The sequence below is a fragment of the Pseudomonas sp. RtIB026 genome (assembly GCF_016861355.2).
Classification (GTDB): domain Bacteria; phylum Pseudomonadota; class Gammaproteobacteria; order Pseudomonadales; family Pseudomonadaceae; genus Aquipseudomonas; species Aquipseudomonas peradeniyensis.
In genome coordinates, this window is sequence record NZ_AP023348.2 from 3,857,928 (window position 1) to 3,875,522 (window position 17,595).

A 17,595-nucleotide genomic window follows, 5' to 3' on the forward strand; every position below is an offset into this window, starting at 1 on the left:
CATCAATCGCCGGGGCCGCTTTGCGGCCCTTTCGCGGCACAAGGCCGCTCCTACAGGGGTCACACGTGGCTTCAGTGCACACCCATATCCAGCACCACCCGCCCGCCACACGGACACTCGTCCATGTGCCGGTGCGCCTCGACCACCTGCTCGAACGGATACACCTTGATGATCTGCGGCGTCAGCAGCTGGTCGGCGGTGAACTGGTTGATGTCGCGCAGCGCCCGCTGCAGGGCCACCTGGTCCTGGGCGATGCCCAGCTCCGGCTTGCCGGTGAAGTTGCCGATGCAGTGCACATGGAACTGGATGTTCTTCTGGAACGCCGCGCAGGCCGGGAACGGCGTCTGGTTGCCGCCCTGCAGGCCGTACAGCACCAGGCTGCCACGCGGCGCCAGGACATCGCCGAGCAGCGACATCTGCGGGCCGCCCATGCCGTCGAGGACCATGTCCACGCCACGGCCATCGGTGTACTTGCCGATCTGCATCAGCAGGTCCTGTTCCTCGGTGACGATCACCTTGTCGGCGCCAAGGCCCAGCAGGTACTCGCGCTGCTCGGGTTCCTTGGTGGCGGCGAACACCTTCAGCCCCAGGGCCTTGCCCAGTTGCACGAAGGCCGGCCCCGCGCAGTGGCTGGCGTCGGTGACCAGCGCGGTCTGCCCGGCCTTGGCCCGCGCCAGGTCGACGAAGGCGAAATAGGCGATCAGCAGCGGCGTGTAGTGCACGCTGGCCTCGATCGGGGTCAGCACATCCGGGTAACGGGTGATGGCGCTGCGCGGCAGGACGATCACATCGCCATACACCGGGTGGTCGTTGGCGCTGGTGGCCGGGAAGCTGGCGACCCGGTCGCCCACCGCGATATCGTCCACACCCTCGCCCACGGCGGTGACCACGCCGGCCATCTCGTGGCCGATGCCGGCCGGCAGCCGCGCCTGGGACGGCGCCAGGTTCTGCCGCCAGAGCACGTCGTACCAGCTGACGCCGATCGCCTCGACGCGAATCTGCACCTCGCCGGTAGCCGGGGACGGTTCGGCCTGCTCCTCGCATCGGAGCACATCGGCCTGGCCGAACTTGTGGAAACGGATCATGCGGGACATCGCATACCTCGCCTGTGTGAATCTCGTATTACCACGGACTTTATCCGGGCTTTCACGGTTGGACCATCAGTGGCTGTTAATAGTCGACATGCCTGTCATTGATTGGGCCCCTGACAAATCTGTGCATTGGCACCCGGAAATCGGTGCAGGGTACCAGCCTTTGGCCTTAAGATTCACCCCTGCCCCACTTCAGGCGAGCCGCATCGAATGAATCGTAACGACTTGCGTCGCGTAGACCTCAACCTGCTGATCGTGTTCGAAACGCTCATGCACGAACGCAGCGTGACCCGCGCCGCCGAGAAACTGTTCCTCGGCCAGCCGGCGATCAGCGCCGCGCTGTCGCGCCTGCGCAACCTGTTCGACGACCCGCTGTTCGTGCGCACCGGCCGCAGCATGGAGCCCTCGGCGCGGGCCCACGAGATCTTCGCCCTGCTGTCACCGGCGCTGGACTCGATCTCCACCGCCGTCAGCCGCGCCGCCGAGTTCGACCCGGCCACCAGCAACGCGGTGTTCCGCATCGGCCTGTCGGACGACGCCGAATTCGCCCTGCTGCCGCAGCTGCTCAAGCGCATCCGCGCCGAAGCCCCCGGCATTGTCCTGGTGGTGCGCCGGGTCAACTACCTGCTGATGCCCACCCTGCTGGCCTCGGGTGAAATCTCGGTGGGCGTGAGCTACACCAACGAACTCCCCGCCAACGCCAAGCGCAAGGTGCTGCGCCGCAGCATGCCCAAGCTGCTGCGCGCCGACAGCATGCCCGGCAGCATCACCCTGGATGACTTCTGCGCCCGGCCCCATGCCCTGGTGTCGTTCGCCGGCGACCTCTCGGGGTTCATCGACGAGGCACTGGACGAGATCGGCCGCAAGCGCCACGTGGTGTTGGCGGTGCCGCAGTTCAACGGATTGGGGAGTTTGCTGGCGGGGACCGATATCGTCGCCACGGTGCCGGACTACACGGCCGATGCGCTGACCGCGGCGGGTGGGTTGCGGGCAGAGGACCTGCCGCTGGAGGTGCGCACCTTCGAGCTGCACATGGCCTGGCGTGGGGCGCAGGACAATGATCCGGCGGAGAAGTGGTTGCGGTCGCGGATACAGATGTTCTTCGGCGATCCGGACAGCCTGTAGGTCGAAAGTCCCATTCGCGTGCCCAAGCGCCGGTTCGGTAACGCGGTGCAATGGATCTCGCTTTTTACGCTATCGAGTCTGTGGATGGTGAGCAGCATTTTGTGGCTGCTGTACACCACCCTAGGCGCAACCTTTGTACCTGACGCAGTAATATGATCGCGCGCATGATGAATGAAGACTCAAGCCGCATCCACTGCGGCGAGACTACGATACTGTCCCTTGAAATACAGCAGTGGCTGCGCGGCGTCGGCGTCCTGCACGTTCAACGCCTTCACCTCGCCAATCACGATCAGGTGATCACCGGCAGCGTGTTCGGCGTGAATCTCACAATCGAGCCAGTGCAGGCTGCCGGCAATGATCGGATTGCCCAGCGGCGATGTCTGCCAGTCGATGCCTTGCCACTTGTCCGTGCCTCGCCGGGCGAACTGGTTGGAAATCCCGACCTGCTCGCCTGACAGGATGTTGACCGCGAAACGGCCGGCCTGGCGAATTCCGGGATAGCTGGCCGAACTGGACATGACGCTGAACGACACCAGCGGCGGATTCATCGACACGCTGTAGAACGACTGGCAGGTAAAGCCAAGCGGTTCGCCATCACTGTGCGAGGTGATCACCGTGATGCCGGAGGCGTAATGCCCGAGCGCTTCGCGAAAGCGCAACGGCTCGATAGCAGTACAGGGAAGCGACATAGTAAATCCTGAATGTTAGATACAACCTGCCAACAATGGGAAAGGGCTGAAGCTGCACGCCCCTGCCCTCTCACATCGCGCTCGGTTTTACTTCAAGAGTTCCCGGCGAACGATCTCTGCACCTGCACTCAATGCATTGAGCTTGCCGCGTGCCACGGCACGCGGCAGCGGGGCCATGCCGCAGTTGGTGCACGGATAGAGCTTGTCGCCATCCACGAACTGAAGGGCCTTGCGCAGGGTGTTGGCTACTTCTTCCGGGGTTTCGATGGCATGGTTGGCCACGTCGATGGCCCCGACCATCACCTTCTTGCCGCGGATCAGCTCGATCAGGTCCATCGGAACGTGGGAGTTGTGGCACTCCAGCGAGACGATGTCGATCTTGGATTTCTGCAGCTTGGGGAACGCCTCCTCATACTGGCGCCACTCGGAACCCAGGGTCTTCTTCCAGTCGGTGTTGGCCTTGATGCCATAGCCGTAGCAGATGTGCACGGCCGTTTCGCATTTCAGGCCTTCGATCGCCCGCTCCAAGGTGGCAACGCCCCAATCATTCACTTCATCGAAGAAGACGTTGAAGGCGGGTTCGTCGAATTGGATGATGTCAACGCCGGCAGCCTCAAGCTCGCGGGCTTCCTCGTTGAGGATCTTGGCGAATTCCCAGGCCAGCTTTTCGCGGCTTTTATAGTGCGCGTCATACAGCGTATCGATCATCGTCATGGGGCCTGGCAGCGCCCATTTGATCGGCTGCGAGGTTTGCTGACGCAGGAACTTGGCGTCCTCCACGAACACCGGCTTCTGACGAGCCACGGCGCCCACGACCGTCGGAACACTCGCGTCGTAGCGGTCACGAATGCGGACGGTTTCACGCTTCTCGAAGTCGACGCCGTCGAGGTGCTCGATGAACGTGGTGACGAAATGCTGACGGGTCTGCTCACCGTCACTGACGATATCGATACCGGCGAGTTGTTGCTCGTGCAACGACAGACGCAACGCATCCTGCTTGCCCTCGGCCAGCGCCTCGTCTTGCAGTTTCCAGGGCGACCAGAGGGTTTCCGGCTGGGCCAGCCAGGACGGTTTGGGCAGGCTGCCGGCAGTCGAAGTGGGGAGTAGTTTTTTCATGACGCAAGGCCTTGTGTATTCGATCGTTCAAACAGCGTGATGAGCGGACCACTGCTGCAGCACGGCGTGGTACGGCTTGATGAATTGTTCTTCGGCATACTTGCCTTGCTCTATGGCCAGACGGCTGCGCTCTTCGCGATCGTAGACAATTCGAGTCAACGAGTAGTCCTGGTGTTTCAGGCTGGGTTGATAGGACTTGCCTGCCGCCGAGTTCGCGTTGTAGATCTCGGGGCGGTAGATCTTCTGGAAGGTGTCCATCGTGCTGATGGTGCTGATCAGCTCGAGATTGCTGTAATCACCCAGCAAGTCGCCGGCAAAGTAAAACGCCAGGGGCGCGACACTGTTCGGCGGCATGAAATAGCGCACCTTCAGGCCCATCTTGGCGAAGTACTCATCGGTCAATGAGTACTCATCCTGCTGGTATTCATGACCCAGGACCGGGTGCTGATTTTCAGTGCGGTGATAGGCCTTGCTGCTCGAAACGCTCAGGCAGATGACCGGCGGCTTGTTGAAGTGTTCCTTGAAAGCGCTCGAATTCACGAAGCGCTTGAACAGTTTCCCGTGCAGCTCGCCAAACGCCTCCGGCGTACTGAAACCGGACTGCCCCTTGTTGTGCTCCAGCAACAGCACGCTGAAGTCATAGTCCCGCACGTAAGAGGAGAAATTGTTCCCGACAATGCCTTCGATGCGCTCGTTGGTCTTGTGGTCGACAATGCTGGTTTTCAGGATCTCAATCAACGGCAAGGCATCGCCTGCCTGTTCACCCGCGATCTTCATCTCGACGGAAACGATATCGAGCTCTACCGAATAACGGTCACCCTTGGGGTTGTCCCAATGCGCCAGGGCATTGAAGCGATTGTCGATCATCGCCAGCGTGTTGCGCAGATTCTGTTGGCGGCTCGCGCCCCTGGCCAGGTTGGCAAAGTTGGTGGTGATGCGGGTGTTGTCCGCAGGCAGATAGTCCTCGTCGAAACGAATACTTTTAATGGCGAACGTGAAGGTTTTATTCATTGTGACCCGGCACCCTGATTCCCGAAATAGATCCTGAAAAGTCTTCCTGCTTGCCCGGCTTCGAAGGAAAAATTCAATGGGGAGATTGTCAATAAACGGCCACAATGAGACAAACTCATTTTTCTTGAGATGATCTTTAATTCCACTCATGATCAATCCAAGGCACCTGCGCACGATGCACGCCTTGCGCGATACCGATAGCCTGCACGATGCCGCTGCCCGCGCTGGAGCGCGGCGACCTGGCCAGCCAGACGCTGATCACCTACCCCATCGAGCGCCACCGCCTGGACATCTTCACTCGTTTTTTCGAGCCCGCGGACATCGAGCCCGCGCAGGTGCGGACTTCGGAGCTGACGGTGATGATGATGCAGTTGGTCGCCTCGGGCCGCGGGGTGTGCTGCCTGCCCAACTGGACGCTGCACGAGTACAGCTCGCGTGGTTATGTGACCGCCAAGCGCCTGGGCGAAAATGGGTTGCAGGCCCGACTGTACGCCGCGATCCGCAGCGACATGCTGCAAGTGCCCTATGTCAGCGATTTCCTGCTGACGGCCAAGGACATTTCGTTTGCAACGCTGGAGGGGGTGAATGTCGTGTCGGGAATAGCGACATGAGGGTGCCGAGGCATGACCATTGTTCGCTGCCGGGGGATGGAAACCGGCCTGGGCTGGCGGTCCATCCCCTGAGCGCTCTCACATCTCGACCTGGGTCCCCAGTTCGATCACCCGGTTCAGCGGCAGCTTGAAGTACCGCAGGTTGCTGTTGGCATTCTTCAACAGGAAGGCGAACAAGTGCTCGCGCCACTTGGCCATGCCGATTCGCTTGGTCGGCACCACGGTTTCCCGGCTCAGGAAGTAGGTGGTGCGCATGGGGCTGAAGTCCAGCTCGGTCGTGCTGCTGTGGCTGAGGGCAAGGGGCACGTCGGGCTCCTCCATGAAGCCGAAGTGCAGGCTGACCCTGAAGAAGCCCTGGCCGAACGCCTCGACCTCGAAGCGCTTGTCCTGCGTCACCCGCGGCGAATCCTCCGACACCACCGTCAGCAGCACCACCTGCTCGTGCAGCACCTGGTTGTGCAGCAGGTTGTGCAACAGCGCGTGGGGCACCGCATCGGAGCGGGCGGTAAGAAACACCGCCGTGCCCTGCACGCGATGGGGCGGCTGCGCCTGCACGCTGGCGATGAACAAGGGCAGCGGCAAGGCGGTTTCATCCAGGCGCTCGACGATGATGCTGCGCCCGCGCTTCCAGGTGGTCATCAGCACGAACAGCGCCAGGCCGGCGATCACCGGGAAGGCGCCGCCCTGCAGGATCTTCGGCGCGTTGGCGGTGAAGTACAGGCCGTCCACCAGCAGAAAGCCCAGCAGCAAGGGAATCGCCAGCCAGCGCGGGGTCTTCCATAGCAACAGCACCACCGCCGAGGCCAGCAGCGTGGTGATCAGCATGGTGCCGGTCACCGCGACGCCGTAGGCCGCCGCCAGGGCGCTGGACGACTCGAAGCCGACCACCAGCAGCACCACGCCGACCATCAGCGCCCAGTTGACCATGCCGATATAGATCTGCCCCTGCTCTTCGCTGGAGGTGTGCTGGATGAACATGCGCGGCACATAGCCCAGCTGGATGGCCTGGCGGGTCAGCGAGAAGGCGCCGGAGATCACCGCCTGCGAGGCGATGATGGTAGCCAGGGTGGCCAGCGCGACCATCGGCAGCAGCGCCCACTCGGGGGCCAGCAGGTAGAACGGGTTGCGCACCGCCGCCGGGTTGTCGAGGATCAGCGCACCCTGGCCGAAGTAGTTGAGCACCAGGCCCGGCAGCACCAGGATGAACCACGCGCGGGAAATCGGCTTGCGGCCGAAGTGCCCCATGTCGGCATAAAGCGCCTCGGCACCGGTCAAGGCCAGCACCACGGCACCCAAAATCGCCACGCCGATGCCCGGATGGGCGACGAAGAAGTGCGCCGCCCAGGACGGGTTCAGCGCCTGCAGCACCTCGGGCCGCTGCACGATGCCATGGATGCCGAGCGCCCCCAGCACCACGAACCACAGCACCATCACCGGCCCGAACAGGATGCCGATACGCGCGGTGCCATGCTTCTGGATAATGAACAGCCCGACCAACACCACCACCGCCAGGGGCACGACCCAGTGCTCGATACCGTCGATGCCCAACTGCAGGCCCTCCACCGCCGACAGCACGGAGATGGCCGGGGTGATCATGCTGTCGCCGTAGAACAGCGCCGCGCCGAACAGCCCCAGCAGCACCAGCACCTTGCTCAGCCGCGGATAGGGACGTGCCGCCCGCCTGGCCAGCGCGGTCAGCGCCATGATTCCGCCCTCGCCCTGGTTGCTGGCGCGCAGGATGAACAGGACGTACTTCACAGAGACCACCCAGATCAGCGACCAGAACACCAGCGACAGGATGCCCAGCACCCCCTCAAGGTTGGCCTGCACGCCGAAATGGCCGGAAAACACCTCCTTGAGCGTGTACAGGGGACTGGTGCCGATGTCGCCATAGACGACCCCGACGGCGGCGACCAGCAGGCCGATGCCCGTGCTCTTGTTGGCGTGGGACGGGCTTTCAACGATTGCGGATTGGCTCACAGGTAACGTCTCGTCAGTATTGCGTAAACACTGAATGCGGGCAGGCAGGCTGGGGGGCAGAAAAACCGCGCCAGTATCTTCTCAAGCTGCAAAGGCCGGCATAAAGAAAGCGTAAAGAAACGCCATTGCCCGATGAGCGCTCGACTTCGGAGGAAGACTGCTGGCCACCTTGCGCTCCGTCGGCCAGGTCTCTCTTTTTACGCTTGAGTGCATCCAGATCCCGTTCTGGTGGGTATTCAACTCAGGGCAACAGCTGAATGCCCTGCCATGCCCCCACCAGGAGATCGCTCGATGAACATCGCACACGTTTCGTTCCTGACCGCCTGCGGCCTCGCCCTGGCCATGCTGCTGCCGACCGCCCACGCCCAGACCGGGGTCCCCGATGCCGTCAAGGTGCCGGACGGCCACAAGGTAGCGCTGGAAACCGTCGGTGTCGGCGAAATCACCTACGAATGCCGCGACAAGGCCGACGCTCCCGGCCAGACCGAATGGACCTTCGTCGGCCCCAAGGCCGTGCTCAAGGACCGGAACGGCAAGGCCGTGGGCGATTACTTCGGCCCGCCCGCCACCTGGCAGGCCAAGGACGGCTCGAAGATCACCGGCACGCAGCTGGCCGTCGCCCCGGCGGCCAAGGGTGACCTGCCGTACCAGCTGGTCAAGGCCAATCCCGCCGAGGGCAAGGGCGCCATGAGCGGCGTCAGCTTCGTCCAGCGCCTGGCCACCCGTGGCGGTGTCGCCCCGCAGACCGCCTGCACGGCGCAGAACAAGGGCGAGAAGCAGATCGTCAAGTACCAGGCCGACTACATCTTCTGGGCCGCCAACTGAGGGCCTGCGCGCAAGGCGCGCCAGCACCCTTGAGCTACGCTCATCGACAGTCCCCGGCCGACCGGCCGGGGCTCCCGGTAGCATGAGGATCGGCCCGACCTTGAACCTGCCCACGACGCCATTCGACTACGAGCGCTGTCTCCAGGCCTGTGCCAGGGGCGATCGCGGCGCCCTGCAGGCGCTTTACGACCAGGAGGGTGCCCGGCTGCTCGGCGTGGCCCGGCGCATCGCCCGCGACCACGCCACCGCCGAGGACATCGTCCATGACGCCTTCATCCGCATCTGGACCCGCGCGGACAGCTTCGATCCGGCCCGAGGCTCGGCGCGTGGCTGGGTGTACAGCCTGACCCGGCACCTGGCCCTGAATTTCATACGCGACAGCCGCCGAGAAGTGGTGATCGACGATGTTGCCACCGTCGATATCGCGCCCTATCACGATGACATGACCTTGCAGGCCGATGCACCGAGGATTCACCGCTGCCTCGACCAGCTCGACGCCGCGCCGCGCAAGTGCATCCTGCATGCCTACGTCGACGGCTGCAGCCATGCCGAGATCGCCCGCCTGCTCGACACCCCGCTGGGCACGGTCAAGTCGTGGATAAAACGCAGCCTCAAGGCGCTGCGGGAGTGCATGGGATGACCAACGAGCCGGGTAACGAAAGCACCGATGACCTCGAGCAACTGGCCGGGGAGTACGTGCTAGGCACGTTGTCGGCCGAACAGCAGGAGACCGTGCTCAAGCGCCTGGACAGGGACCGTGCCTTGCGTGACGCCGTGGACGCCTGGGAGCAGCGACTGCTGGGCTTGAACGCGCTGGCCACGCCACTTGCGCCCAGTCCCCGACTGTGGCAACGGATCAACCGTAGCCTGGGCGACCGCCCTGCCCAGCCCTCATGGTGGCGACGCCTGGGGCTGTGGCAAGGGCTGGCCGGTGCCGGCCTTGCAGCCAGTCTGTTACTGGGTCTTGCACTGCTGACGGTACAGCCGCCTGCCACCACCTATATGGTCGTGCTGGTGGCGCCTGCCACCCAGGCACCTGGTTGGGTGGTCCAGGCCCGTGGCGCTGACCAGATCCAGCTGATTCCCTTGGGCAAGTCCGAGGTCCCGGGCGACAAGGTCCTGCAGTTCTGGACCAAGGGTGAGCAGTGGCCGGCACCGATCTCGCTCGGGCTGATCAAACCTGGGGAGCAGGTCACCGTGCCGCTGGAGCGCCTGCCTGCGGTTGAGCCCAACCAGTTGTTCGAGCTGACCCTGGAGAATGCGGGTGGCTCTGCAAGCGGACGTCCGAACGGGCCTGTGCAGTTCATCGGGCGGGCGGTCAAAGTGCTCTGAATTGGCGTCCGGCTTCGAATCGCCGGGGCTGCTTTGCGGCCCTTTCGCGGCACAAGGCCGCTCCTACAGGGGGGCGCGGTCGCCTGTAGGAGCGGCCTTGTGCCGCGAAAGGGTCGCAAAGCGACCCCGGCAATCTTGAATTAGAGCGGCCATATCCCAAAAAACGCAAAAACCTTGAAAGGGATGGCTCCAAGGGCCCACAGGGCTCCACCTCGGGTAGCCTTTTCGCCCGGGCAGGCAATACTTCCCTGTACAGGCGCGCGTGTTGCGGGTAACGCGAGCCACGAGGAGGTGCGAGGTGAACAAACTATCAATCGTGGGTGCCGGTATCGTCGGTGAGGCAGCGGCCCAGGTCATCGCCCGGGACGCGCTCTGCCGTGAACTGGCGCTGATCGACGTCCAGGGTGAGCTGGCGCAGGGCAAGGCGCTGGATGTCTGGCAGGCGGCGGTGGAGTCCGGGTCCGATACCAAGGTGCACGGCGGGTCGGATGCGCAATTGCTGCAGGGTTCCGACCTGGTGGTGATCACTGCGGGCGTGCCGCGCAAGCCTGGCCAGTCGCGCCAGGATGTCCTGGCCATCAACCTGCCGATACTCGACGGCATCATGCGCGATGTGAAACAGCAGGCGCCGAGCGCGACGGTGCTGGTGGTGTCGAATCCGGTCGACGTGCTCACCTACCGGGCCTGGAGCCTGAGTGGACTGGGCCGCGACAAGGTGTTCGGCCAGGCGGGGGTGCTGGATACCGCGCGCATGAAATGTTTCATCGCCGAGCAGACCGGGTTTTCGGCACGGGATATCACGGCGCTGGTCCTGGGTGGGCACGGCGACAGCATGGTGCCTTTGATGCGTTATTGCATGGTCGGTGCGGTGCCGCTGGCGCACTTGCTGTCCAGTGAGCAGATCGAGCAGATCGTTGAGCGTACCCGTAAAGGTGGCGGCGAGATCCTTGCCCTGAAGAAGGTCGGCAGCGCCTGCGATGCGCCGGGCGTGGCGATCGCGCAGATGGTGGATGCGATTGCCAACGGGCGCAGCCGCATCCTGCCGGCGGTCGCGATTCTCGAGGGCGAGTATGGACGCACGGATATCGCCATGGGGGTTCCCTGCGTGCTCTCGGACGCGGGCATCACGCGGGTGATCGAGCTGCCGCTGGATGCGCAGGAACAGGCGATGTTCGACCGCTCCGCGGATCAGGTGGCGCGGGATATTGCGGAGATGAAAGCGCTGTAGGTAGCCATCACAGGTCCAGGGCGCCCCTGATCAACGCATCAAGCATGCCGGGCGCCTGAGGATCACACTCATCCAGCAGACACACCGGAATCCCCTGCAGCATCGCCTGCGAAGCCCCCAGCCCCTCGCCCACCAGCGCCAGCGGGCAAGCGATCTCCATCTGCAACGAACGCAGTCGTTTCGCCAAGGCCGCGCTTACCGGCCCCCGCACCGCAACCACCAGCACCGCCGGCTGGATTGCCCTGCACACCAGCGCCAGCTCCTCCAGCGGCTGGCCACACCCCAGCACCTCGATGCGTTGGCGCCGATCACTCAGCAGCAGGCCGGCACACAGCAACTGCAGCTCGGCCAGGCCCTCGGCGCCGGCCAGCAGCACCCGTGGCGCATCGGCCTGGTTCATGTGCAGGCGCAGCAGCAGACGGGCGCGCAGGAAAGTGTCCAGGAACAGCCACTGGCTGCGCTCGCCGAAAGCCTCACCTTCGGCCAGCTCGCGCCACACCGGCATGAACACCTCGTGCATCACCGAGGCCTTGGGCAACAGCGTGAACAACTGCCCGTGAATGCCTTCCAAAGCCTGCGCGTCGAACGCCTTGGTCGCCCGGACAACGGCCAGGCGCCAGTCGTGAAAGGCATCGTCCTGCGCGGGGGGCGCCTCGGGCTGGCCGGCGAGCAACCCGCCAACCTTGCTGATAGGCACGCCATTGCCGGTCCAGCGCAGTATGTCGCGAATGCGCTGGACATCCCTGGCCGTGTACAGCCGGTGCCCGCCTTCGGTGCGCTGCGGGCTGATCAGGCCATGGCGGCGCTCCCAGGCGCGCAACGTCACGGGGTTGATGCCGGTCAGGCTGACCACGTCGCGCATGGGCAGCAAGTCGAAGGAAGGGGCGTCGGTCATGGCCAGGGTTCGAATGGGTGAAGACACATTCTAACCCCATGGGTACCTGTTGCGGCGAGCCTGCTTGGGTCATCATGGTCGGCACACGCGCCCGAGGTTCTCGCACGGAAGCTACGCTGCGCATTCGCACACACGATCCGACAGGTGAGCTCCATGATCAACGCGAAACTCCTGCAACTGATGGTCGAGCAGTCCAACGATGGCATCGTCGTCGCCGAACAGGAGGGCAACGACAGCATTCTCATCTACGTAAACCCGGCCTTCGAACGGCTCACCGGCTACACCACGGACGACATCCTCTACCAGGACTGCCGCTTTCTCCAAGGCACCGACCATGACCAGCCGGGCGTCGCCGCCATCGGCCAGGCGATCCGCGCAGGCCGCCCCTGCCGCCAGGTGCTGCGCAACTACCGCAAGGATGGCAGCCCGTTCTGGAACGAGCTGTCGATTACCCCGGTGCGCAACGAAGCCGACCAACTGACCTACTACATTGGTATCCAGCGCGATGTCACGGCCCAGGTGGCCGCCGAGGAGAAAGTGCGTGAACTGGAAGCGGAGGTCGCGCGCTTGCGCGAGGCGCTGGCGGCAGCCGGACGCTGACGGCAAAATCTGTACAAGAAGATTGTGTTTGTACAATTTTAGTCCTAGGCTTCAGTCATACCTGTACAACTCGCCATCGTTGTACAGGATTGCCCGGAGCCGCGCATGTCAGACTACCTGCAGCAGTTCGCCGAATGCTTCGCCCGCCTGCACCGGGGCAACCTGGAGTCGCTGGAAAACCTGTACAGCGAAGATGTCAGCTTTCGCGACCCGCTGCACCGGGTCGATGGCCTGCCGGCCCTGAAGGCGTACTTCGCCCAGCTCTACTCCAACGCCCACGACATCCGCTATGCCTTCACCGGCGCCGACGAGGTCCGGCCCGGGCAGGGTTACCTGCGCTGGACCCTGCACTTTCGCCATCCACGTCTGGCCGGTGGCCGGCCCATCAGCCTGCAGGGCTGCAGCCATCTGCAATGGCAGCAGCGGGTACAGGTTCACCAGGATTACTTCGACGCCGGTGCCCTGCTCTATGAACATGTCCCGGTCATGGGCGGCGCCATCCGCTGGCTCAAGGGTCGGCTGGCATGAGCCGCTACTGGCTGACCGGCGCCAGCAGCGGCATCGGCGCGGCGCTGGCCGCGCAACTGCTGGAACAGGGGCACCAGGTAGCCTTGGGAGGCCGCTGCGCCGAGCGCCTGGCGCCCTTGGTCGAACGTTTTCCCGGGCAGGCGCTGGCGGCCCTTGGCGATATCGACGACCGCGAACGGCTGGCGTTGATCGCCGGGGAACTGCAGCAAGCCTGGGGCGCACTCGATGGCGTGATCCTCAACGCCGGGACCTGTGAATACCTGGAGCCGGGTCGATTCGACCCTGACCTGGTCGAGCGCGTGGTGCGCACCAACCTGCTGGGCCTGTGTCATTGCCTGGCCATCGCCCTGCCCTTGCTGCGCCGTGGCGAGCGCCCGCATGTGGTGGTGATGGGCAGTTCGGTGGCCTGGCTCGCCCTGCCCCGGGCCGGCGCCTATGGCGCATCCAAGGCCGCCGTGCGTTACCTGATCGAATCGCTGCGCATCGACCTGGCCAATGAAGGCATCGATGTCACCCTGGTCAGCCCCGGCTTCGTCGATACGCCCCTGACCCGGCGCAACGACTTCCCCATGCCCCAGCGCTGGACGGCGCAGCGCGCCGCCCGCCATATCGCCCGGCGCCTGCCCGGGCGGCCGCTGGAAATCAACTTCCCCGCTGCGTTCACCTTGGTCCTGCGCCTGCTCGGCGCGCTGCCGCCGCGTTGGCGCCTGGCGCTGGGTCGACGCCTGGCAAGACGGCCACAGGAATAGCCCGCCATGCGCATCGCGATCATAGGCAGCGGCATCGCCGGCCTGACCTGCGCCCACCTGCTGTCGCGCCGCCACGAAGTCACGGTGTTCGAGGCCGAGGACTGGATCGGTGGCCACACCCATACCGTCGAAGTGCCCTGGCACGGCGAGCGCCACGCAGTGGACACCGGCTTCATCGTGTTCAACGACTGGACCTACCCGAACTTCATCCGCTTGCTCGACCAGCTTGGGGTCGCCTCGCGTCCGACCCAGATGAGCTTCTCGGTGCATGACCCGGACAGCGGCCTCGAATACAACGGCCACAACCTCGACACCCTGTTCGCGCAACGGCGCAACCTGGTGTCGCCGGGGTTCTGGGGCATGCTGCGCGACATCCTGCGTTTCAACCGCCAGGCCCTGGCCGACCTGGACCGCGAGCGCATCGACCCGTCCACCACCCTGGGCGGTTACCTCCAGGCACAGGGCTATGGCCGGCGCTTTATCGAGCACTACGTCGTGCCGATGGGCTCGGCAATCTGGTCGATGTCACGGGCGGACATGCTCGATTTCCCCCTGCAGTTCTTCGTGCGTTTCTGTCGCAACCATGGGCTGCTGTCGGTGAACCGGCGTCCGCAGTGGCGGGTCGTCGAGGGTGGTTCGCGCAGCTATGTCGCACCGCTGTGCCGACCGTTCGCCGAGCGCATTCGCCTGGCGTGCAAGGTCGACCGGGTGAGCCGCGACGAAGGCGGCGTCACCCTGCACGGCAAGGCCGGTAGTGAGCGCTTCGACAACGTGGTGTTCGCCTGCCACAGCGACCAGGCCCTGGCCCTGCTGGAAGCACCCAGCGCCCAGGAGCGCGCGGTGCTCGGGGCGATCACCTACGCCAGCAACGATGTGCTGCTGCACACCGACACCCGCCTGCTGCCGCGCCGGCGCAAGGCCTGGGCCAGCTGGAACTACCGCCTGGGCGGCCCCGAACAGGCCCCGGCCGCGCTGACCTATAACATGAACATCCTGCAGGGCATCCAGGCCCCGGTGACCTTCTGCGTCAGCCTCAACCAGACCTCACGTGTAGACCCGGCGCAGATCATCGCCCGCTACCAGTACGCCCACCCCCAATACAGCCTCGCCGCCACCGCCGCCCAGGCCCGCCAGGCCGAGCTGCAGGGCCAGCACCACAGCTACTATTGCGGCGCCTACTGGGGCAACGGCTTTCACGAAGACGGCGTGGTCAGTGCGCTCAAGGTCGCCGAACACTTCGGAGAGCAATTGTGAACAGCAGCCTGTGCCCGGGCTGGGTCAGCCATCGGCGCCTGGGGCCCCGGCAGCATGCCTTCCGCTACCAGATCGGCATGTTCTACCTGGACCTCGACGAGCAGGCCCGGCTGCTGGGCCTGTCGCGCTGGGTGGGGCGCTGGCGACTGGCGCCCTTGAGCTGGCGCGAGACCGACTACCTGCCGGCGCTGACCGGCAAGGGCGAGCCGCTGGCCCAGGCCGCCCGCCGACTGGTCAGCCAGGCCACCGGCCAGGTTCCCGAAGGCCCGGTGCGCCTGCTGACACAGTTGCGCAGTTGGGGGCTGTCGTTCAATCCGGTGAGCCTGTACTTCTGCCATGACCGCGACGAGCAGTTGGCGGCGATTCTGCTGGAAGTGCGCAACACGCCGTGGCGCGAGCGCTTCCACTATGTGCTGCCGGTGCGGGACGGCCTCGAGCAACCGTTCACCATGGCCAAGGCCTTCCACGTATCGCCCTTCCTGCCGATGGCCATGGACTACCGCCTGCACTTCCATCTCGATACGCAGCGGATTCACGTGCACATGGAGAACTGGCAAGACGGCCAGAAGGTCTTCGAAGCCGACCTCGCCGTGCGCCGCCAGCCGCTGGACCGCGCCGCGCTGCATCGCTACCTGCTGTCCTTCCCCTGGATGAGCCTGCGCACCGTCTCGGCCATCTACTGGCAAGCACTGCGCCTGTTGTTCAAGCGTGTCCCCGTTCACGACCATACCGCCAGCCAGGGCACCCTGGCGCTCGGCCATCGCCGCGAGGAGCCCGACCATGTCGAACCCCACCCTGAGCGTTAGCAAATCTGCAGGCCTCACACCGCTATTGGGTGGACTGGCCCGCAGCGCGGTGCTGGCGCAACTGGGCAAGCTACGCCACGGCCACCTGCGGCTGCGCGAGCGGGGACGGCAATGGAGCTTCGGCGACACCGACAGCCCGTTGCAGGCCGAAGTGGAGATCCTTGAGGGCGCGGCCTGGAACCTGGTGGCCGGCAATGGCTCGATCGGTGCCGGCGAAGCCTACATCCATGGCTACTGGCACAGCCCGGACCTGGCGGCCGTGACCCGGCTGTTCGTGGCCAACCTGGAGGTATTGGACGCCCTGGAGGGTGGCCTGGCGCGTCTGGGTCGCCCCCTGCTGCGCCTGCTGCATCGCCTGAACCGCAACAACCGGCGCGGCGCCAAACGCAATATCCTGGCCCACTACGACCTGGGCAACGTCCTGTTCGAACACCTGCTCGACCCGACCATGATGTACTCGGCGGCCCGGTTCGAACACCCCGAGCAACCCCTGGAGCAGGCCCAGCTGAACAAGCTGGAGCAGATCTGCCGCAAGCTCGAACTGCGTGCGCAGGATCACCTGCTGGAGATCGGCAGCGGCTGGGGCAGCCTGGCGATCCACGCCGCGACCCGGCACGGCTGCCGGGTCACCACCACGACGCTCTCCGAGGCCCAGTACGCCTTCACCCTGCAGCGCGTCCAGGCGCTGGGGCTGGAGCACCGTGTGACGGTGTTGCGCCAGGACTATCGCGACCTGGCGGGCACCTTCGACAAACTGGTCTCGATCGAGATGATAGAGGCCGTCGGCCACCGTTACCTACCTGTGTACTTTCGCCAGTGCGCCACGCTGCTCAAGCCCGACGGGCTGATGCTCCTGCAGGCCATCACCATCCGCGACCAGCGCTATGCCCAGGCCTGTCGCTCGGTGGACTTCATCCAGCGCTACATCTTCCCCGGCGGCGCCCTGCCGTCGCTGAGCGTGCTGCTCGACACCGCCAGCCGCCAGACAGGACTGAACCTCGTGCACCTGGAGGACTTCGGCCTGGACTACGCCCGCACCCTGCGGCACTGGCGCGACAACCTGCGCCAGGCCCGCGGTGTGCTGACGGCGCTCGGCTACGACGAAATGTTCCAGCGCCTGTGGGAGTACTACCTGTGCTACTGCCAGGGCGGTTTCGAGGAGCGCGCCATCGGCGTCGCCCAGTTGCTCTGGGCAGCTCCCCTGGCACGGCGCGCTCCGTTGCCCGGGCACTGACCCATGCGCCGTGGCTGGCTGATCGCCAATGCCCTGTGGCTGCAGGCCGGTTGGTGGCTGTGCGTGCTCGGCGCCCGATGGCCCGGGTTGCTGCTGGTGGTGCCGCCGGTCATGGCGGTGCATGTATACCTCTGTCAGGACCGCCCTGGCGAGGCTTGGGCGCTACTGCGCGTGACGCTGGCCGGCTGCCTGGTGGACAGCCTGTTGGGCGCGATTGGCATGTTTACTTTCGACAGCCGTCCGCTACCCGTGTGGCTGGTTTTGATGTGGCTGGTGTTGGCCAGCGGCCTGCGCCATAGCCTGGCCTGGGCCGGCCAGCCGTTCTGGCGCGGGGCGGTGCTGGGTGCGTTGGGCGGGCCGCTGGCCTATCTGGCCGGTGCCCGGTTGGCACAGGTCGACCTGCCGTTGGGCGCGGTCACCACCGCCCTGCTGCTGGCGCCGATCTGGGCGCTGCTGCCCGCGCTGGTACGCCTGGCAGCGTGGCGCTGAGCGGCGAAATCGATTGTCCTAATGCCCTGCGT

The 17,595-nt window shown here is 64.9% G+C and carries 18 protein-coding genes and 1 pseudogene; 13 read left to right on the forward strand and 6 right to left on the reverse strand.

Translation table 11 applies throughout. The features are described from left to right. Window positions 1-71: 71 nt before the first annotated feature. Window positions 72-1,094, reverse strand: a complete 1,023-nt coding sequence (locus PRtIB026_RS17210; RefSeq protein ID WP_110738667.1) for a zinc-dependent alcohol dehydrogenase family protein — start codon at window positions 1,092-1,094, stop codon at window positions 72-74. Window positions 1,095-1,301: 207 nt separating this feature from the next. Here PRtIB026_RS17210 and PRtIB026_RS17215 point away from each other — a divergent pair, with 207 nt between their 5' ends. Continuing rightward, window positions 1,302-2,216, forward strand: coding sequence for a LysR family transcriptional regulator (locus PRtIB026_RS17215; RefSeq protein ID WP_232857215.1), 915 nt, complete (start codon window positions 1,302-1,304; stop codon window positions 2,214-2,216). Between the two features lie 179 nt (window positions 2,217-2,395). On the opposite strand, the gene PRtIB026_RS17220 is transcribed toward PRtIB026_RS17215, so the two are convergent. The 3 genes from PRtIB026_RS17220 to PRtIB026_RS17230 form a co-directional block, all read right to left on the reverse strand. Beyond that, window positions 2,396-2,905, reverse strand: a complete 510-nt coding sequence (locus PRtIB026_RS17220) for a flavin reductase family protein (protein WP_203652567.1) — start codon at window positions 2,903-2,905, stop codon at window positions 2,396-2,398. Between the two features lie 87 nt (window positions 2,906-2,992). Beyond that, window positions 2,993-4,021: a methionine synthase gene (locus PRtIB026_RS17225; protein WP_203652566.1), complete on the reverse strand. Its 1,029-nt coding sequence runs from the start codon at window positions 4,019-4,021 to the stop codon at window positions 2,993-2,995. A 27-nt stretch (window positions 4,022-4,048) separates the two neighbouring features. Then, window positions 4,049-5,032, reverse strand: a complete 984-nt coding sequence (locus PRtIB026_RS17230) for a DUF1852 domain-containing protein (RefSeq protein ID WP_203652637.1) — start codon at window positions 5,030-5,032, stop codon at window positions 4,049-4,051. A gap of 236 nt (window positions 5,033-5,268) precedes the next feature. Between PRtIB026_RS17230 and PRtIB026_RS17235 the strand changes: the two are divergent. Then, window positions 5,269-5,643, forward strand: a pseudogene (locus tag PRtIB026_RS17235) (LysR substrate-binding domain-containing protein); the annotation flags it as partial. Between the two features lie 78 nt (window positions 5,644-5,721). Here the strand turns inward: PRtIB026_RS17235 and PRtIB026_RS17240 are convergent. Next, window positions 5,722-7,623 carry a potassium transporter Kup gene (locus tag PRtIB026_RS17240; protein ID WP_203652565.1) on the reverse strand — a complete coding sequence of 634 codons (1,902 nt, stop codon included), beginning with the start codon at window positions 7,621-7,623 and terminating at the stop codon, window positions 5,722-5,724. Window positions 7,624-7,914: 291 nt separating this feature from the next. Between PRtIB026_RS17240 and PRtIB026_RS17245 the strand changes: the two genes are divergently transcribed. The 4 genes from PRtIB026_RS17245 to PRtIB026_RS17260 all read left to right on the forward strand — a co-directional run bounded on the left by PRtIB026_RS17245 (window position 7,915) and on the right by PRtIB026_RS17260 (window position 11,008). Beyond that, window positions 7,915-8,448 (forward strand): DUF3455 domain-containing protein, encoded by a 534-nt coding sequence (locus tag PRtIB026_RS17245; protein ID WP_203652564.1) that lies wholly within the window; start codon window positions 7,915-7,917, stop codon window positions 8,446-8,448. Between the two features lie 100 nt (window positions 8,449-8,548). After that, window positions 8,549-9,088 (forward strand): sigma-70 family RNA polymerase sigma factor, encoded by a 540-nt coding sequence (locus PRtIB026_RS17250; protein WP_203652563.1) that lies wholly within the window; start codon window positions 8,549-8,551, stop codon window positions 9,086-9,088. Continuing rightward, on the forward strand, window positions 9,085-9,780 hold the full coding sequence (locus PRtIB026_RS17255; RefSeq protein WP_203652562.1) for an anti-sigma factor: 696 nt from the start codon (window positions 9,085-9,087) through the stop codon (window positions 9,778-9,780). Before PRtIB026_RS17250 ends, PRtIB026_RS17255 begins: the two co-directional genes overlap by 4 nt. A gap of 298 nt (window positions 9,781-10,078) precedes the next feature. Continuing rightward, complete coding sequence (locus tag PRtIB026_RS17260) at window positions 10,079-11,008, forward strand: malate dehydrogenase (RefSeq protein ID WP_203652561.1); 930 nt, start codon at window positions 10,079-10,081, stop codon at window positions 11,006-11,008. Between the two features lie 7 nt (window positions 11,009-11,015). On the opposite strand, the gene PRtIB026_RS17265 is transcribed toward PRtIB026_RS17260, so the two are convergent. Beyond that, on the reverse strand, window positions 11,016-11,903 hold the full coding sequence (locus PRtIB026_RS17265; RefSeq protein WP_203652560.1) for a MerR family transcriptional regulator: 888 nt from the start codon (window positions 11,901-11,903) through the stop codon (window positions 11,016-11,018). Window positions 11,904-12,056: 153 nt separating this feature from the next. Between PRtIB026_RS17265 and PRtIB026_RS17270 the strand changes: the two genes are divergently transcribed. From PRtIB026_RS17270 to PRtIB026_RS17300, 7 genes are all read left to right on the forward strand, one after another. Next, window positions 12,057-12,503 carry a PAS domain-containing protein gene (locus PRtIB026_RS17270; protein WP_203652559.1) on the forward strand — a complete coding sequence of 149 codons (447 nt, stop codon included), beginning with the start codon at window positions 12,057-12,059 and terminating at the stop codon, window positions 12,501-12,503. A 105-nt stretch (window positions 12,504-12,608) separates the two neighbouring features. Beyond that, complete coding sequence (locus PRtIB026_RS17275; RefSeq protein WP_203652558.1) at window positions 12,609-13,031, forward strand: nuclear transport factor 2 family protein; 423 nt, start codon at window positions 12,609-12,611, stop codon at window positions 13,029-13,031. Then, the gene (locus PRtIB026_RS17280) at window positions 13,028-13,780 is read left to right on the forward strand and encodes an SDR family NAD(P)-dependent oxidoreductase (protein WP_203652557.1); all 753 of its coding nucleotides are present in this window, start codon (window positions 13,028-13,030) and stop codon (window positions 13,778-13,780) included. The genes PRtIB026_RS17275 and PRtIB026_RS17280 overlap by 4 nt, the downstream gene beginning before the upstream one ends. Window positions 13,781-13,786: 6 nt before the next feature. Beyond that, window positions 13,787-15,034: an NAD(P)/FAD-dependent oxidoreductase gene (locus PRtIB026_RS17285; RefSeq protein WP_203652556.1), complete on the forward strand. Its 1,248-nt coding sequence runs from the start codon at window positions 13,787-13,789 to the stop codon at window positions 15,032-15,034. Beyond that, window positions 15,031-15,840 (forward strand): DUF1365 domain-containing protein, encoded by an 810-nt coding sequence (locus tag PRtIB026_RS17290; RefSeq protein ID WP_203652555.1) that lies wholly within the window; start codon window positions 15,031-15,033, stop codon window positions 15,838-15,840. The genes PRtIB026_RS17285 and PRtIB026_RS17290 overlap by 4 nt, the downstream gene beginning before the upstream one ends. Next, a complete protein-coding gene (locus PRtIB026_RS17295; RefSeq protein ID WP_203652554.1) occupies window positions 15,815-17,074 on the forward strand; it encodes an SAM-dependent methyltransferase in 1,260 nt (419 codons plus the stop codon). The genes PRtIB026_RS17290 and PRtIB026_RS17295 overlap by 26 nt, the downstream gene beginning before the upstream one ends. Window positions 17,075-17,077: 3 nt before the next feature. Beyond that, complete coding sequence (locus PRtIB026_RS17300; RefSeq protein ID WP_203652553.1) at window positions 17,078-17,563, forward strand: DUF2878 domain-containing protein; 486 nt, start codon at window positions 17,078-17,080, stop codon at window positions 17,561-17,563. Window positions 17,564-17,595 lie beyond the last annotated feature (32 nt).

Coding starts and splice junctions, on each gene's coding strand:
- PRtIB026_RS17255 (WP_203652562.1), top strand. CDS start 9,085: ATGACCAACGAGCCGGGTAACGAAAGCACCGATGACCTCGAGCAACTG.
- PRtIB026_RS17230 (WP_203652637.1), bottom strand. CDS start 5,032: ATGAATAAAACCTTCACGTTCGCCATTAAAAGTATTCGTTTCGACGAG.
- PRtIB026_RS17245 (WP_203652564.1), top strand. CDS start 7,915: ATGAACATCGCACACGTTTCGTTCCTGACCGCCTGCGGCCTCGCCCTG.
- PRtIB026_RS17285 (WP_203652556.1), top strand. CDS start 13,787: ATGCGCATCGCGATCATAGGCAGCGGCATCGCCGGCCTGACCTGCGCC.
- PRtIB026_RS17265 (WP_203652560.1), bottom strand. CDS start 11,903: ATGACCGACGCCCCTTCCTTCGACTTGCTGCCCATGCGCGACGTGGTC.
- PRtIB026_RS17220 (WP_203652567.1), bottom strand. CDS start 2,905: ATGTCGCTTCCCTGTACTGCTATCGAGCCGTTGCGCTTTCGCGAAGCG.
- PRtIB026_RS17270 (WP_203652559.1), top strand. CDS start 12,057: ATGATCAACGCGAAACTCCTGCAACTGATGGTCGAGCAGTCCAACGAT.
- PRtIB026_RS17215 (WP_232857215.1), top strand. CDS start 1,302: ATGAATCGTAACGACTTGCGTCGCGTAGACCTCAACCTGCTGATCGTG.
- PRtIB026_RS17225 (WP_203652566.1), bottom strand. CDS start 4,021: ATGAAAAAACTACTCCCCACTTCGACTGCCGGCAGCCTGCCCAAACCG.
- PRtIB026_RS17295 (WP_203652554.1), top strand. CDS start 15,815: ATGTCGAACCCCACCCTGAGCGTTAGCAAATCTGCAGGCCTCACACCG.
- PRtIB026_RS17210 (WP_110738667.1), bottom strand. CDS start 1,094: ATGTCCCGCATGATCCGTTTCCACAAGTTCGGCCAGGCCGATGTGCTC.
- PRtIB026_RS17300 (WP_203652553.1), top strand. CDS start 17,078: ATGCGCCGTGGCTGGCTGATCGCCAATGCCCTGTGGCTGCAGGCCGGT.
- PRtIB026_RS17280 (WP_203652557.1), top strand. CDS start 13,028: ATGAGCCGCTACTGGCTGACCGGCGCCAGCAGCGGCATCGGCGCGGCG.
- PRtIB026_RS17275 (WP_203652558.1), top strand. CDS start 12,609: ATGTCAGACTACCTGCAGCAGTTCGCCGAATGCTTCGCCCGCCTGCAC.